Origin of the sequence: Desulforamulus putei DSM 12395 (assembly GCF_900129195.1) — a bacterium.
In the GTDB taxonomy this organism is placed as follows: Bacteria; Bacillota; Desulfotomaculia; order Desulfotomaculales; family Desulfotomaculaceae; genus Desulfotomaculum; species Desulfotomaculum putei.
On sequence record NZ_FQUY01000026.1, the window covers coordinates 1 to 15,401 of the forward strand.

At 47.8% G+C, this 15,401-nt stretch carries 15 protein-coding genes and 1 other annotated feature; of the genes, 3 read left to right on the forward strand and 12 right to left on the reverse strand.

The window, feature by feature from the left end; translation table 11 throughout:
- The first annotated feature begins 376 nt into the window (after positions 1-376).
- Positions 377-868, forward strand: a complete 492-nt coding sequence (locus tag BUB67_RS16045; protein ID WP_159431844.1) for an abortive infection family protein — start codon at positions 377-379, stop codon at positions 866-868.
- A 92-nt stretch (positions 869-960) separates the two neighbouring features.
- On the opposite strand, the gene recA is transcribed toward BUB67_RS16045, so the two are convergent.
- Positions 961-2,010 (reverse strand): recombinase RecA, encoded by a 1,050-nt coding sequence (gene recA / locus BUB67_RS13420; protein WP_073239926.1) that lies wholly within the window; start codon positions 2,008-2,010, stop codon positions 961-963.
- Positions 2,011-2,139: 129 nt separating this feature from the next.
- On the opposite strand from recA, the gene BUB67_RS13425 reads away from it, so the two are divergent.
- Positions 2,140-3,747 (forward strand): recombinase family protein, encoded by a 1,608-nt coding sequence (locus BUB67_RS13425; protein WP_073239927.1) that lies wholly within the window; start codon positions 2,140-2,142, stop codon positions 3,745-3,747.
- Here BUB67_RS13425 and BUB67_RS13430 read toward each other — a convergent pair.
- The 11 genes from BUB67_RS13430 to BUB67_RS13480 form a co-directional block, all read right to left on the reverse strand.
- Positions 3,704-4,450, reverse strand: a complete 747-nt coding sequence (locus BUB67_RS13430; RefSeq protein ID WP_073239928.1) for a ComEC/Rec2 family competence protein — start codon at positions 4,448-4,450, stop codon at positions 3,704-3,706. The genes BUB67_RS13425 and BUB67_RS13430 overlap by 44 nt on opposite strands.
- 1 nt (position 4,451) lies before the next feature.
- On the reverse strand, positions 4,452-5,099 hold the full coding sequence (locus tag BUB67_RS13435) for a lytic transglycosylase domain-containing protein (RefSeq protein WP_200798176.1): 648 nt from the start codon (positions 5,097-5,099) through the stop codon (positions 4,452-4,454).
- Between the two features lie 32 nt (positions 5,100-5,131).
- Positions 5,132-5,764, reverse strand: a complete 633-nt coding sequence (locus BUB67_RS13440; RefSeq protein WP_073239929.1) for a ComEA family DNA-binding protein — start codon at positions 5,762-5,764, stop codon at positions 5,132-5,134.
- A 197-nt stretch (positions 5,765-5,961) separates the two neighbouring features.
- On the reverse strand, positions 5,962-6,654 hold the full coding sequence (locus BUB67_RS13445) for a DUF421 domain-containing protein (RefSeq protein WP_073239930.1): 693 nt from the start codon (positions 6,652-6,654) through the stop codon (positions 5,962-5,964).
- 118 nt (positions 6,655-6,772) lie between these two features.
- Positions 6,773-9,256: a leucine--tRNA ligase gene (leuS, locus tag BUB67_RS13450; protein ID WP_073239931.1), complete on the reverse strand. Its 2,484-nt coding sequence runs from the start codon at positions 9,254-9,256 to the stop codon at positions 6,773-6,775.
- 92 nt (positions 9,257-9,348) lie between these two features.
- Entirely contained in the window at positions 9,349-11,013 is a 1,665-nt protein-coding gene (locus tag BUB67_RS13455) for an AMP-binding protein (protein WP_073239932.1), read from the reverse strand.
- Between the two features lie 114 nt (positions 11,014-11,127).
- Positions 11,128-11,342, reverse strand: a binding site (T-box leader).
- Between the two features lie 63 nt (positions 11,343-11,405).
- Complete coding sequence (gene rsfS / locus BUB67_RS13460; RefSeq protein WP_073239933.1) at positions 11,406-11,762, reverse strand: ribosome silencing factor; 357 nt, start codon at positions 11,760-11,762, stop codon at positions 11,406-11,408.
- A gap of 82 nt (positions 11,763-11,844) precedes the next feature.
- Positions 11,845-12,426: a bis(5'-nucleosyl)-tetraphosphatase (symmetrical) YqeK gene (gene yqeK / locus BUB67_RS13465; protein ID WP_073239934.1), complete on the reverse strand. Its 582-nt coding sequence runs from the start codon at positions 12,424-12,426 to the stop codon at positions 11,845-11,847.
- A 69-nt stretch (positions 12,427-12,495) separates the two neighbouring features.
- Positions 12,496-12,750 (reverse strand): RNA recognition motif domain-containing protein, encoded by a 255-nt coding sequence (locus tag BUB67_RS13470; RefSeq protein ID WP_073239954.1) that lies wholly within the window; start codon positions 12,748-12,750, stop codon positions 12,496-12,498.
- 92 nt (positions 12,751-12,842) lie between these two features.
- Positions 12,843-13,490: a nicotinate-nucleotide adenylyltransferase gene (nadD, locus tag BUB67_RS13475; protein ID WP_073239935.1), complete on the reverse strand. Its 648-nt coding sequence runs from the start codon at positions 13,488-13,490 to the stop codon at positions 12,843-12,845.
- A 186-nt stretch (positions 13,491-13,676) separates the two neighbouring features.
- Positions 13,677-14,177: an HIT family protein gene (locus BUB67_RS13480; RefSeq protein WP_073239936.1), complete on the reverse strand. Its 501-nt coding sequence runs from the start codon at positions 14,175-14,177 to the stop codon at positions 13,677-13,679.
- A 172-nt stretch (positions 14,178-14,349) separates the two neighbouring features.
- Between BUB67_RS13480 and BUB67_RS13485 the strand changes: the two genes are divergently transcribed.
- Positions 14,350-15,336 (forward strand): sodium:calcium antiporter, encoded by a 987-nt coding sequence (locus tag BUB67_RS13485; protein WP_073239937.1) that lies wholly within the window; start codon positions 14,350-14,352, stop codon positions 15,334-15,336.
- Positions 15,337-15,401 lie beyond the last annotated feature (65 nt).

The window sequence follows — 15,401 nt, forward strand, 5'->3', positions numbered from 1 at the left end:
CGAATGTTCAACACGATAATATCACCGGATGGTTTGATCGATTTGCGTAGACGGCTTCCGATTACCCTTAACTCTCTGCCACAACAAGGGCAAGGGACTATTTCCGCACTCCTAACAGAAAACGCCATTTACAGGATTCTCAACCAGCGAAAAATCTGATACAATGATCATACTTGTTGGGTGGACATCTCTAGTGATACTGTTGGCGCAGTACCACGCACTACAGAGATGTCCTTTTCCTTTCTTTAAGTTATGGTCATTATATCCATCTATTTCTGGATAGGCAATACCGTCAGCTTCTGGGCTTTTTAACTCAGCCCCAACAGAATACCTTAAAAAGAAAAATCCTGATCATTATTCAAAGTTATATCGTGATTTGCATTCTTTAATTCGAAGCCTTGAATCAGTAATTATTGATAGTTCTTATATTGTTAAGCATCTTGAAAGAATTAGAAATTCAATTAATTCTGACCCAGAATTAGCAATTGGTTCCACTAAAGAATTAATAGAGACAGTTTTAAAAACAATTCTTGAAGATGCCGGAGAAGATATACGTAATAAGGATATTCCGCAATTGTTGCGGTCAGTACAAAAAGTATTAGGATTATTGCCTGATAGTGCAGATAGCTTTAAAAAAGGTACTGATACGATCAAACGGTTATTGAGTAACCTTGGACAAATAGTTATTTGTATTGACGAACTAAGAAATCTATACGGTACAGGACATGGAAAAACTAAATTAGATACAGGAATTGAAGCACACCATGCTAGGCTAGTTGTTGGTGCCGGCGCTACTTTAGCCACCTTCTTAATGGAATTGCATGAGGGAATTGGAAGTGGTGTACCTAAACCAAAAACGAAAAAGTAGTAACATTGTCAAAAGGCAAAAAAAACATTAGTAAATTCATTAGACTAAAATAAAAGATGGCCATTCCTACGCTGGCCATCTAAAAGTATTTATTATTCATCAACTACTTTCTTTTCTGCTGTTATATTGACATTATTTGAAATCACTTTAATCTTATCTTCAATATCAAGAGCAAGCTTTTTGTTGTCCTTTAAGTAAATTCTCACATTCTCACGCCCCTGGCCAAGCCTCTCTTCTCCGTAACTATACCATGAACCAGATTTCGTGATTATCTTATGGGCTTCTGCTAGATCTAAAAGGGCTGCTTCTCTTGAGAACCCTTCGTTATAATAACACTCACAATCAGCTTCTTTAAACGGCGGAGCTACCTTATTTTTTACCACCTTTATCTTTGATCGATACCCAATCCGTTGTTCTCCCTGTTTTATATCTTCTTTTTTCCTTACATCTAAACGCATCGAGGAATAAAATTTTAGCGCCCTGCCACCGGTGGTAACTTCAGGACTGCCGTAGCCATTATTACCTATTTTTTCCCTAAGTTGATTGATAAAAATAACAATTGCTCTGCTCTTGGCTACTATGGCGGTTAATTTACGCATGGCTTGTGACATCAGCCGAGCCTGCAGACCGACATTAATAGCTCCCATTTCCCCTTTTATCTCATCGTGAGGAACCAGGGCGGCAACGGAATCCACAACAACTACATCAATAGCCCCACTCTTCACCAGATATTCGCATATCTCTAGGGCCTGCTCTCCATAGTCTGGTTGTGAAACTAACAACTCTTCCAAATTAACCCCTAATTTCTTTGCATAAGAGGGATCTATGGCATGTTCGGCATCAATAAAAGCAGCCGCTCCTCCCTGTTTCTGAGCCTCAGCGATTGTATGTAAGGCTACAGTAGTTTTACCGGATGATTCTGGGCCAAAGATTTCAATGATACGTCCACGCGGGAAACCACCTACCCCGGTAGCTAAATCTAGTGTAGGTATACCCGTTGGCACTACTTCAACCACAATATGTTTAGCGTCCCCGAGTTTCATAATTGACCCTTTACCAAATTTCTTTTCAATTTCATCCAAACACAGTTCCAATACTTTACTCTTTTCTAATTCGGTATTAATTTTTTCTTTTTTAGACATTAACCCCGCCTCCAGAACAAGTGTTTGTATTTAATACGATTATATTGACAAACACTTGTTCTGGTCAATAGGCTATGGTAAAATTTTTCACAAAAAATATTTTTTTCAGCCAGAGAATGAGGTGACATTTTGTTTAACCAAGCCGACCAACAAAAAGTAATAGTTGCTATCTACGTCCGGGTCTCCACCGAGGAACAAGCCGATAACTTCAGTATTCCCGCCCAGTTGGAGTTGCTCCGAAGTTACTGCCGGGCTATGAGTTATGAAATTTATGATGAGTACGTGGATGCCGGTTTTTCCGGCACCACTTCGGATCGTCCTGCCCTGGGTAGATTAATTGATGACGCCAAGACTGGGAAATTTCAGGTTATTCTAGTCTACCGCATTGACCGGTTCTTCCGAAGCGTTAAGGACCTTCTTTTTGTTGTGGACTACTTAGACAAACTGGGAGTCTCCTTTCGCTCTGTTACAGAACCTTTCGACACCACTAACCCCATTGGAAAATTTATGCTATCCCTTTTAGGCAGCATTGCCCAGCTTGAACGCGATACTTTTATTGAGCGAAGCATGATGGGTAAAATACGTCGGGCCGAGGAAGGATATGTTGTTTTAAGCAGTCCGCCTTATGGTTATGACTACATTATGCCTTTCGAATCAGGTAGAAAAAGTAAGTCCGAAAAAGGATATCTTGTTGTCAATAATGATGAAGCTCAAGTAGTGAAGGAAATATTTCTGGAATACATAAAACCGGATCAAAGTACCATTACAGTTGCAAAATACTTAGCTCAAAAAGGATACAAAACAAAACGCGGCGGCCGTTGGGGTGGCGAACGAGTATATTCCATCCTTACAAATACAGCCTACATCGGCGAGTGGCGCTACAAAGATATATCGGTTTCTGTCCCACCTATAATAGATATAGATACCTTCGAAACGGCCCAGAAGCTGCTTAAAGAGCGTAAAAACATGATCCATAGGGTCACACCACGGGACTATCTTTTAAGGGGTCTCCTGCGTTGTAAGAAGTGCGGCAAATATATGGGCGGCACCACACAAATGCATAGGCATTATAAAAATGGAAAAAGGGTCGGAGATCCTTACAAGGAAACATACTATTACCGTTGTATCACAAGCAGTCTAGCCAGGCGGCGCGGCATGGATGAATCATGCCCGGCCAAGTGGGTTAAGGGTGAAAATATAGAAACAAAAGTCTTAAACTACCTTTCTGAAATACTCTCCAACCCCGCAAAGCTAAATGAGGCACTATCAGCACAGCAGGAGAATGTCCGTAACAAAAAGGCAGATACCGAGAAAAAACTAAAAGAATTAGATAAAACTATGTATAGGCTCGCTAATGAAAGAGAACGTATACTGGAGGCCTACCGCTCCGGTGTGATTGAATTATCTGACCTGCAAAAGTCAATAGAGGATATCAAGAGTCGGCAAAAGACTGTAGAACAGCAAATTAATGAAATCAAGCTGTCGCTCATTATCGAGGAAGAAAAGTCAAAGAATGTCTTTGAAATCGTTGAGAAACACCGGAACAATTGGGAGGCGGTTCACAGCCTTAGCTTTGAAGAAAAAAGGGAACTGCTCATAAAAACAGTTAAGTGCATCTGGGTAGAAACATCGCCAGATGGAAATGTAGTACTAGATATTGAGTGTTATCTGCCGGCAAGTGAGGAACAAATTACTACTCCACCACTTGCGTCACATGAACCAGGCCGGTTTCGTTGAAGGCTAGCTGTACCTCCCGGGGGATCTCCCCACGGGTGCCGAACAGAATACCCTTTAATATAGACGCGTTGGTCTTGCTCATGGTTTGATCAAAGATTTTTTCCAGGGCATCCCGTATCCCATAGGCCATCCGCAGCAGCGGGTTTCCCCCTCTGTCCAGGAGCTTGATCTCCCCGGCGTCATGCACCGTAAGGATGGCGGCAATGCCCTGCCTGTTTAACCAGGCCCGGTAGTCAAAGGCGCCGGGGTTCCCCGGCGGTTCCGGGATGCTGATGAATCCCGCCAGTTCCAATCGGTCGCCGTATTGAAAAACCTTCTCCTGACCCCTTACCTTTACCCGGAGGACTCCCTTAACAGGACCGGCCTGATCATTACTTACTGCCAGTTTATAAAAAACTGCCTCCGGGCGGACATCCGGCCGGTCGATGACTTGGCCTGTCACCCGCACGCTCTTACCCTGCCAGGTAACCGGCAGTGATGCCACCGCAGCCATTTTGATAGAGGTTAAGACCATTCCCAGGGTGAAGCAAAGACAAAAAAGGACCCAGGCATTCATACGCCAGGCCCTGATGAACCCTATACCTGCTATGATAAGGGTAAAAACCGCTGCCGTCATGGCAGCGGCAACATCTATTTTGCTGAAAGTTGCCCCGACAATCCCCAAAATCAGGGCCAATACCAGAAAAACCAGCGGTCGCTGCATATTATCCACCTGCATAATGACGCCAGAAGCCGGTCACCCTTTCAATATATTGAAGGGTTTCCCCATAGGGCGGCACGCCCTGGTGGCGGTCCACCGACCCGGGTCCTGCATTATAAGCGGCCAGGGCCAGTTTTACATCTCCGTTGTATTTATCCAGCATCGACTTCAAGTAGCGCACCCCCGCGTCGGCGTTTTGCTCCGGGTCGTAGGGGTTTTCTACCCCCAGGCTCCTGGCGGTGCCCGGCATTAACTGCATCAAACCCATGGCGCCGGCCTTGGAAGTGGCGCCGGGGTTAAAACCGGACTCCACCCTGGCCACCGCTTTACAGAGGGCAGGGTCCACCCCGTGACGCAGGGCGGCCCTTTCTACCATGGCTTCATATTCTTTGGACCCCCGGGCAGCCAAAAAAGACGCCGCTGCTGCCCGGGCTGAGGCCTGGGTCTGCCTTTTAGGCAGGAAAGGGACCTCTGCCAAACAAACGGCGGGTTTAAGGTTTACATCTGTATTGACAGAACCTGCTTCGGCGGCCATCAATCTGGCCAGCAACAGGGAAAACTCCGGGGAGTTCCCCCTGTTCTCTTGAAAACTGTTCAGGCCGGTTTCCATCGTCTGCAGAAGGATTAACCGGGCCAGCATACTTGCTTCCACGTACTCACATCCTCAAGCTGACGGTATCCACATTACTGAACGGTGATCCTGTGCTGCAGTTCGGCAAATTTTTTGTCACCGATACCGGAAACATTTTTGAGATCCTCGATGGTCTGAAAGGGTCCGTTGGCCTGCCGGTATTGAATGATTTTTTCCGCCAGGGCCGGACCGATACCGGGCAATGTGTCCAGCTCTGCGGCGCCGGCGGTATTAATATTTACCAGGCCGTCGGACCTGGCCGGTGACCCGGGTTGTGGATGATGCGCCGCCGGGCCGGCGGGAGTTTGGCCTAGGGTGATCTGTGAAACAGCGCCCTGTCCCGGCGCCTGCTGTTCCATTTTTCTGGGAACTACCAGCTTGCGCCCGTCCTTTAACGGTTCAGCCAGGTTTAACGCGCTTAAATCGGCGTCCGGCAAGGCAACTGCCTGTTCAATGGCATCGTTTACCCTGCTGCCGGGGGGCAGTTTATAAAGGCCCGGTTTTTCCACCGCACCATCCACATGCACTACCGGCCCGGTTTCCCCGTGGACGGCTTCGGCGCCGGCGGACCCCACCAGCTCAACCTCTTTCTTTTCCCGGTGGGCAAACTGGTAACCGGCAGCAAAAAGGATAATGGCTGCAATGATGAGAATAAGGCCTTGTTCCTTACGGCCCAAATTCAACATGGGTGTTTTCCTCCCAAAAAACCTCTTGCCAAGGTTCTATAGTTACTTCTATTCATAAACACTTTTTCCTGCTAATAAGAACCAATATTAGATTTTATTTGCAGGCTATGTTCCTGCCTTGCCCCTGGCTATGAACGATGGGTATTAAAGCAAAAAGGGCCCAACCTCCGTTGAGGTTAGACCCGCCGATTTATGATTTACCGGGCTCTGTCATCATTCTGGCAACCCACTATTAGCTGTCCCTTGGTATTTAACGTGGCCAGTAAAACCTTGTTCGGATGAAGGCCCTTTTCGGCAAGTTTTTCTTTCAGCCATTCCTCACTGAGATTCACCTTACTGAGATTCTCTTTCAACACATCTCCGTCCATGACCAGAACAGTGGGCAGCCCCTCATACCCGGTAGAGATCCCCAAATCCTCCGGCGTAACCGGTCTCTTCTGGGAACGGGGAATCACACTTAACCTGCCGGAGGTTTCCAAAATGGCATACTCCACATCTTCAATATTATGATAACCCTTTTCCCTCAGCTGGCTTAACAGGTCGTCCAGGTTATACCGGGAGGCCCGCATCTCATGTTTTAACAGCCGCCCGTTCTCAATAATAACCTGGGGTGATCCGTATAATAATTTACGTAACGGGCGATTAATCAGGGTTAAATAGGAAAATCCAACTTCCAGCAGCCCCAGGGTGGCAATGGGAATAATGCCATGCCAAATGGGAATATCGGTGGACTCCATGGGAATGGCTGCCAGCTCGGCCAGGATGATGGCCACCACAAAGTCGAAGGAAGAAAGCTGTCCGATCTCCCGCTTTCCCGTCAGCCTGACAATCACCAGAACTGCCAGGTAGATTACCACTGTACGCCAGACATGCGGAAACAGTTCTTGCACACCATTTCACCTCCGTGGGCATACACATTTTAGTATAGGGCGGCAGATGGAAGTACATACATTGTATTTAAAACCAAAACAAAAGACACCGGTCAGGGTGTCTTTTGTTCATGCATTGTTATTTTACCACAATGTTTAACAGCTTACCCGGCACAGGGATGACCTTGATGACCTGTTTGCCGGCGATTAACTCCTGTACCGGCGCCAATCCCATCACATACTGCTGCATTTCCGCCGGTTTCATGTTGGCCGGTATGTGCAAACGCTCCCGCACCTTGCCGTTTATTTGCACAACAATCTCCACCTCATCTTCCACCAGAGCGTCAGGATCGTATACCGGCCAGGGCTGCCGGTGTACACTGTCCCGGTGGCCGGTGGCCTGCCACAATTCCTCGGCGATGTGAGGCGCAAAGGGCGCCAGCAGGATAATGGCGGTATTAACGGCTTCGGCTAATACAGAGGGGTCACGTTCCACTTCCGCAACCTTGTCGCGGTAGGTGTAAATCCCGTTCACCAGCTCCATGATGGCGCTGATGGCGGTGTTGAAATTAAAGCGGCCGCTGACATCCTCGGTCACTTTTTTAATGGCATAATGGGTTAACCGGCGCATTTCCTTGTGAACGCCCACAAAGGAAACGCCCGGGGCAATGGTTGGGGCGGCGGCAACCTGGTCTTTAACGGAGTAAACCAGACGCCATACCCGGTTGAGGAAGCGGTGGCAACCTTCAACACCCCGGTCGCTCCATTCCAGATCCCGCTCCGGGGGAGCGGCAAACAGGATAAACAATCTGGCGGTATCCGCGCCGTAGCGGTCAATGATTTCTTCCGGGCTGACCACATTTCCCTTGGATTTGGACATCTTGGCCCCGTCTTTTAAAACCATCCCCTGGGTTAACAGGTTTTCAAAGGGTTCCTCCACACCCACCAGGCCCAGATCATAAAAGACCTTGGTAAAGAACCGGGAATAAAGCAGGTGAAGAATGGCGTGTTCGACACCACCGATATACTGGTCCACCGGCATCCAGCGGGCGGCTTTTTCTTTATTCCAGGCCTGCGCAGGATCCCCGGGGCTGGTGTAGCGAAGGTAATACCAGGAGGAATCCACAAAGGTATCCATCGTGTCGGTTTCCCGCTGAGCAGGGCCGCCGCACCGGGGACAGGTGGTATTGACAAAATCAGGCCTGCTCTTAAGGGGTGATTCACCGGTGGGCTTGAAGGCCACATCGGTGGGCAACAGCACCGGCAGTTGGTCTTCCGGGACAGGCACTGTTCCACATTTCTCACAGTAAATAATGGGAATGGGGGCGCCCCAATAGCGTTGACGGGAAATCAACCAATCCCTCAATCTGTAATTAATGACACCTTTGCCAATACCCTTTTCCTCGGCATATTGAATCACCTTGCGGATCCCCTGCCGGTTGGGAGTTCCGTCAAAGGGTCCGGAATTGACTATGATGCCATCTTCGGTATAGGCTTCGGTCATGTCTTCCGCCTTTAAGGCCTGTTCCTTGGAGGGATAAATAACCACCTTAATGGGCAGGTTGTATTTTTTGGCAAACTCAAAGTCCCTTTCATCGTGAGCCGGCACACCCATGACGGCGCCGGTGCCATAATGATACAGAACGTAGTTGGCGGTCAAGATGGGAACCCGCTCCCCGTTAAAGGGGTTGATGCAGTAGGCCCCGATAAAGACCCCTTCCTTTTCAGAGCTGGTACGGGCTAATTCGGTGAGATTACTGACCCGGTTGACAAACTCCGACACTTCGGCTGCCTGGGGAGTGCCGGCAGAAAGTTTTGCCACCAAAGGGTGTTCCGGAGCCAGAACCATATAGGTAACACCATAAACGGTATCGGGTCGGGTGGTGAAAACAGTAATTTCATCTCCGGTGGTTTCTGTCTTAAAGGTCAGCTCGGCCCCTTCGCTGCGCCCGATCCAGTTTTCCTGCATGATCTTAACCTTATCAGGCCAGCCTGCCAATTTTTTCAGATCATCCAGCAATCGCTGGGAATAATCGGTGATACGGAAAAACCACTGGTCCAGTTCCTTTTGTTCCACCGTGGCGCTGCATCTTTCACAGGTGCCCTCCACAACCTGCTCGTTGGCAAGCACGGTGGCACAGTCGGGGCACCAGTTGACCCGGGCATGCTTTTTGTAACACAGTCCTTTTTTGTAAAGCTGGAGGAACAACCACTGCCCCCACCTGTAATATTCGGGGTGGCAGGTGGCCACTTCCCGCCGCCAGTCGTAACTCAAGCCCAGTTGTTTGAGCTGGCTTCTCATATGAGCAATGTTATCCCAGGTCCAGGTGGCAGGGGGAATGCCATGCTTGATGGCGGCGTTTTCAGCGGGCAAACCGAAGGCATCCCAACCCATGGGGTGCAGGACATCGTAGCCCTGCATGGTTTTAAACCTGGCGATTACATCACCTATGGAATAGTTTCGAACATGGCCCATGTGTAATTTCCCCGAGGGATAAGGAAACATTTCCAAGCAATAGTATTTCGGGCGGTCGGAGTGATCCGGCACTTGATAAAGATCTTGTTTCTCCCAATACTGCTGCCATTTATTCTCTATTTGTTTAAAATCGTATTGCTCCTGCAAAATACTTGCCCCCTAGTCGTACTATTTTGGCGGAAAGCCAAACTCACATTCCTCGCAAATTTTACCACGAATGGTGCCATTTTTCAACAATTCTAAGCTGTTTCGATTTTCGTCAGACTTTCCAACCCCAGGGTGGCAATGGCCTGTTCTCTGAGTTTATACTTTTGAACCTTACCACTGGCGGTGGTAGGATAGCTGTCAACAAACAGCACATAAGAAGGAATTTTATATTTGGCAATTTTATCTTTACAGTAGGCCTGCACTTCTTCCTTCGTTAAACTGGCGCCTTCCCTCAGTTGGATGTAGGCCAGGACCTCCTCGCCATACTTGAGGCTGGGCACGCCAATTACCTGTACATCTTTGATGGCGGGGTGGGTGTAAAGGAACTCTTCAATTTCTCGCGGGTAAATATTTTCCCCGCCACGGATAATCATATCCTTCAAACGGCCGGTAATTTTAAAATAGCCCTTTTCGTCCATGACGCCCAAATCCCCGGTGTGCAGCCAGCCCTCTTTGTCGATGGCCTGGGCAGTTGCTTCCGGCATCTTATAGTATCCTTTCATGACGTTATAGCCTCTGGCCACAATCTCTCCCTGCACACCCGGCGGGCAATCTTCACCGGTCTCCGGATCCACAATTTTAGCTTCCACATTGGGAATCACCCGTCCCACAGTGGTTACCCGCAGTTCAATGGGATCCTCGGTTCTGGTCATGGTGATGGCTGGGGATGCTTCGGTCTGGCCGTAGGTGATGGTGATTTCTTTTGCTCCCATCCGGTTCACAACCGATTTCATGACTTCTATGGGGCAGGGGGAACCGGCCATAATACCGGTACGCAGGCTGCTGGTATCATAATTTCTTTTATTCATTTCTTCCAGCTCCATGATGAACATGGTGGGAACACCGTGTACCGCCGTGCAACGCTCCTTCTCAATGGTTTCCAGCACCTTCACCGGATGGAAAACTTCCAACGGCACCATGGTAGCCCCGGAAACCACGCAGGTCATGGTACCCAACACACAGCCAAAACAGTGGAAAAAGGGCACCGGGATGCAGAGACGGTCCCTGTGGGTGAAGGCCATGCAATTTGCGATGCTGTGGGCGTTGTTAATGATGTTAAAGTGCGTTAACATAACGCCCTTGGGAAAGCCGGTGGTACCGGAAGTATATTGCATGTTGATGACATCATCCGGGTCCAGGCTCGCCTGGCGGGCAGCCAGTTCTTCGTCAGTTACCTGGTCAGCCAGTGCAAGAAGATCGGTCCAGTTTAACATGCCGGGCGGGGTTTCTGGTCCGATAAAAATCACATTTTTCATCAACGGCAGTCTTGCGGACTGCAACTGCCCGGGTTGGCATTCATTAAGTTCGGGACATAACTCGTTCACCATTTTGATATAGTTTGAGGTTTTTGTACCGCCAATCATCACCAGCGTGGTGGTGTCGGACTGCTTCAGCAGGTATTCCACCTCAAAGGTTTTATAGTTGGTATTGACGGTCACCAGTACAGCCCCCATCTTTCCGGTGGCAAATTGCAGGGTCACCCATTCCGGCACGTTGGTGGCCCAGATGGCGATATGTTCGCCCTTTTGAATACCAAGGGCCATCAACCCTTTGGCAACTTTCCGGCAAAGCTCGTTAAACTCCCGGTAACTGTAACGAAGATCCCTGTCGGTATACACCAGCGCTTCATGATCCGGGTGTTCCGCCGCTACGCGATCCAACAGTGCTCCCACCGTTATTCTGTCCAATTCTTGCATAATATCCCTCCTGATTATTTTGCGGAAAATTCTGTTTTATAGGGCACCAAGGTTTACCCTGCCTGTAAACGACTCTGAACAGAGGCCTATAAAAATATATAAACCTCTCATCCCAAAAGGGACGAGAGGTTACTCCCGCGGTACCACCCCAGTTGATAAGTGTGCAACTTATCCCCTTAAAAGCTGTAACGGGCACACCCGGTTTGAAGTAATAGGATTTCCTCCAAACAACTCCGGGGCGAGATTCAGCAATTTAGCCCACCGCCTTACACCAACCGGCGGCTCTCTGCAGGGTTACACCGCTTACTGCTCCCCATCAACGTTACTAACTTATTTATATAGTGGTTATTATAACTACACTAACTAACGATGTCAACGAAAGTTTGTTAAAATTACTTATTAGCCGACATTTCAACCACCTGGGCATCGCCCCACAGACGTTCCAGGTTGTAAAAGTTCCGTTCCATTTCCTGAAATACGTGTATCACCACATCGCCATAATCCAGCAAGATCCAGCTGCCTTCCCGGAAACCTTCAATGCGCAAAGGTTTTACTCCTGCTTCCTCCAGTTTTTCCTCTATGTGTTCCGCAACGGCCTGCACCTGGGTGCTGGAGCGCCCGGTGCAGATTAAGAAATAATCACAAATAATAGAGATATGACTGATATCCAGGACCGTTATATCTGTGGCTTTCTTGTCATCCGCAGCTTTGTGGGCGATGTCTACAATCTCCCTGGCGCTAAGTGTCAAACAGACCCCTCCTTGATGTTTTCTTTTTTATTATATCCTATTCCACTATTTTCCCTTATGCTTATAAGAAGTTTTTTCTTTTTTATCTGCGATAAGATCCCCGGGCAACCAAAATGGCGTTGCGGGCCTTCACACTGGTGGGATGCAGCAGGCAACCGATTTTTAAAGCATACCGGATACTTTCGTCAAAACAGCTCAAGAGGGCAGCATCCAAATCCTTTTCCGCCTGCCTTCGTATTTCCTCTACCATCCCGTGGCGCCGATTCGGTTCAATCTTATCCGCCACAAACAAAACTTTATCCAGTTGACTCATATCTTCCGAACCAACCGTATGTAACGCGATGGCATTCAGGATCTCCGGGTCTGTAATGCCAAACTCATCCCTGGCCATAACCGCAGCCACCGGCCCATGCAACAAAAGTGGCATGGCAAAGCCGTATTCACTGACCTGCAGTTTCGCTTCCCTGGCCCGCCTTAACATTTCATCGTCAGCAAAATCTCTGGCGATGTCATGCAACAGCCCTGCGATGCGGGCCTTTCGGGGGTCTGCACCAAACCTGCGGGCCAATTTTTCTGCGGTATTCGCCACGCCCACCGAATGCTTAAAACGGTTTTCCGGCATGACCATACTTATCTTTGCTTTAAGATATTCCTCGTTGACCATTGGCTTCCTCCAAATACAGTTTTATCGTGAAAAAACCTCCGATCCCACAGGATGGAGGTTCAGTCTAATTTAAGCCCTCGGCTCGCGGGCTTTTGCTTCGTTTACCGTGATGATCCTGCCACCGAGTTCGGTACCGTTCAGCGCTGCCACCATTTTCTCAACATCAGCGTCATTTACTTCAACGAAACCAAAGCCACGGGAACGACCGGTCTCACGGTCAGTAATCACCCGGCTGCTAAACACTTCACCATATTGGGAAAAAGCTTCCTGCAAATCCTCCGCCTTGGTAGCCCAGGGTAGGTTACCTACATATAAAGTTGCCACTTGCGTCACCTCTTTCAACAATGGTTCTCTTATTCTAATTTCGTGATTGTATTATTTGCAGAAGATAAGGACTAAATGCAGTGGCAAGCTGACTAAGATATTTCCATTTCAGGTAAGAAAAGTTTTTCTGCAGTGTTCTTACGGTACAGACCGTTCTTTAAAATATATTCCTCTACGGATTCAGGCAGCAGGTATTTGATACTTCTGCCCTCCATAACCCTTTGGCGTATATCGCTGGAGGATATGGATAATGCCGGAACCTCCAACGGCAATATCCTTTTTAAAATGTCTCCCGGTAAGGATTTTAAAGTCTCTTTAATATTGTTCAGGTTATATCCCGGCCTGGTGGCGGCAATAAAAGTGCACATGAACAATAATTTCTCGGCCTCTTTCCAGTTAATGATTTCCAGAACAGCGTCCGCTCCGGTAATGAAGTAAACAGTTTCAATGCCGTAGATTCGTTTAATTTCACGTACTGTATCGATGGTATAGGAAATTCCCTGTCTTTCAATCTCAAGGGTGGATACTTCGAAATACTTGTTGCTGGCAGTGGCCAGGCGGGTCATATTTACCCGGTGATAGGCTTCAGAGATTTTCTTACCCATTTTATGGGGCGGCCTGGCAGCGGGGATAAAGAGAACCTTTTGTAAGCCAAACTTTTGCCGAACTTCTTCCGCCACTACCAAATGACCATAGTGTATTGGGTCAAAGGTTCCTCCCATCAGACATATCTGTTTCATGGAATTCTTTTCCCTTCTGCCTGTAACTACAGTAATTTTATAGTTTGGTGCTTTAAAAAGCAACAATTTTCGGCTTAAAAAATAACCCTTGCAACGCAAGGGCCAAAATAGATAAATATCCGCGTAAATTAATGTTGCTCATAGGTTGATCTTAAAGCTGACAATCTATGCAAGAAATACTGTTATTTAAAACACGCCCTCCCCGGTCAGTTCATTAATTGCTCCGGTGATTTTTTCATATGTTCTTTGCAGGCCTTCCGAAATCACCCGGGTATCCCCAATCACGGCCATAAAGTTGGCATCCCCTTCCCAGCGGGGGACAATATGTACATGAAGGTGTCCCGGAATACCGGCCCCCGCCACCTTACCCAGGTTAATGCCGATGTTAAAGCCATGGGGATTGCCAAAGGCTTTGCGCAGGGCCTGGACCATAAACCGGGTCATCTTATTCAGTTCCAGAAGCTCCTCGTCTGTTAAATCGGTGATGTCACCCACATGTCTTTTGGGGGCGATGAGCAGGTGCCCGTTATTATAGGGGTATAAATTCATAATGACAAATGTTTTGTCTCCCCGGTAAATGACCAGGTTTTCTTTATCCTCATGGGAGTTTAATTTTTCACAGAAAATACAACCGGTTTGCGGCTTGCCAATATAAATTGACCGCCAGGGCGCCCACAAATTCTCCATTCTTGATCAACTCCCGCACTCAGAATTACGGTTTATTTCTTTTTGTATAGAATAAATCCCTGCTCATCTAATGAATAAATCCTATTTTTTCAACCGGTTTAATTTTTGTATGACATGATTACAATAGGGGGATTTTAAAGGGTAGTGTTATTTCAGAAAGGATCGAACATAAGTGACCTATCTTCTCCTGGTTGCCAGCCTGGCTATTATTCTGCTCAGCGCAGAGGTTTTTACCAATGGCATTGAATGGTTGGGCAAGAAATTAAACCTTTCCGAAGGGGCGGTGGGCAGTCTTTTGGCGGCAGTGGGCACTGCCTTGCCCGAAACAATGATCCCGGTGATCGCTATTCTATTTGGAACAGGGGATATGGCTGATGAAGTAGGTATTGGAGCCATTCTGGGTGCTCCTTTTATGTTATCCACCCTGGCCCTGGCCATCACAGGGTTTGCCGCCATGGTCTGGAAGGTAAAAGGGAAACCCCGGGAAAGTATGTTTATTGACAGGCAAGTGATGAGCCGCGATTTAAATTTTTTTTTGCTGGTCTATACTGTAGCCGTGGTGGCGGGTATTTTTTCCGACGGCTATAAACCTTTTGTGGCTTTATTTTTAATCATCGCTTATCTTTATTACGTTTATAAAACCCTGGGGTGCGAAGGTGGCCGGTGTGAGGCGCTTGCTCCGCTGTATTTGGCCAGGCGCCATCCGGACCCCGGCATCCCCGTTGTATTCTTCCAGGTGATCATTGCGCTCATTGGCATTGTTCTGGGAGCCCACTTATTTGTAATAGAAATAGAAATGCTTGCCTCCATGTGGGGAGTACCGGCTTTTATTTTATCGCTGATCATCGCCCCCATTGCCACCGAGCTGCCGGAGAAGTTTAACAGTGTCATCTGGGTACGGCAGGGGAAAGACACGCTGGCCCTAGGCAACATCACCGGCGCCATGGTGTTTCAAAGCTCCGTTATTCCAGCACTGGGCATTCTGCTAACTCCCTGGAAATTATCCCAGCTCGGCATTATTTGCGCCATCCTGGCCATTGCGGCGGCTGGTACGGTCTTCCTCCTGCTCAGGTTGCGGGGTGAAATACGGCCTCTGACCCTGGCCTTTAACAGTATCTTCTATTTAATTTTTGTTGGGGCAGTCATGGTACTGAATTAATTTTATATTAGGTTGATGAATAAATCTTTTTCGGCCTTGCGTTCTTACATGAGTTAATTTTTTAA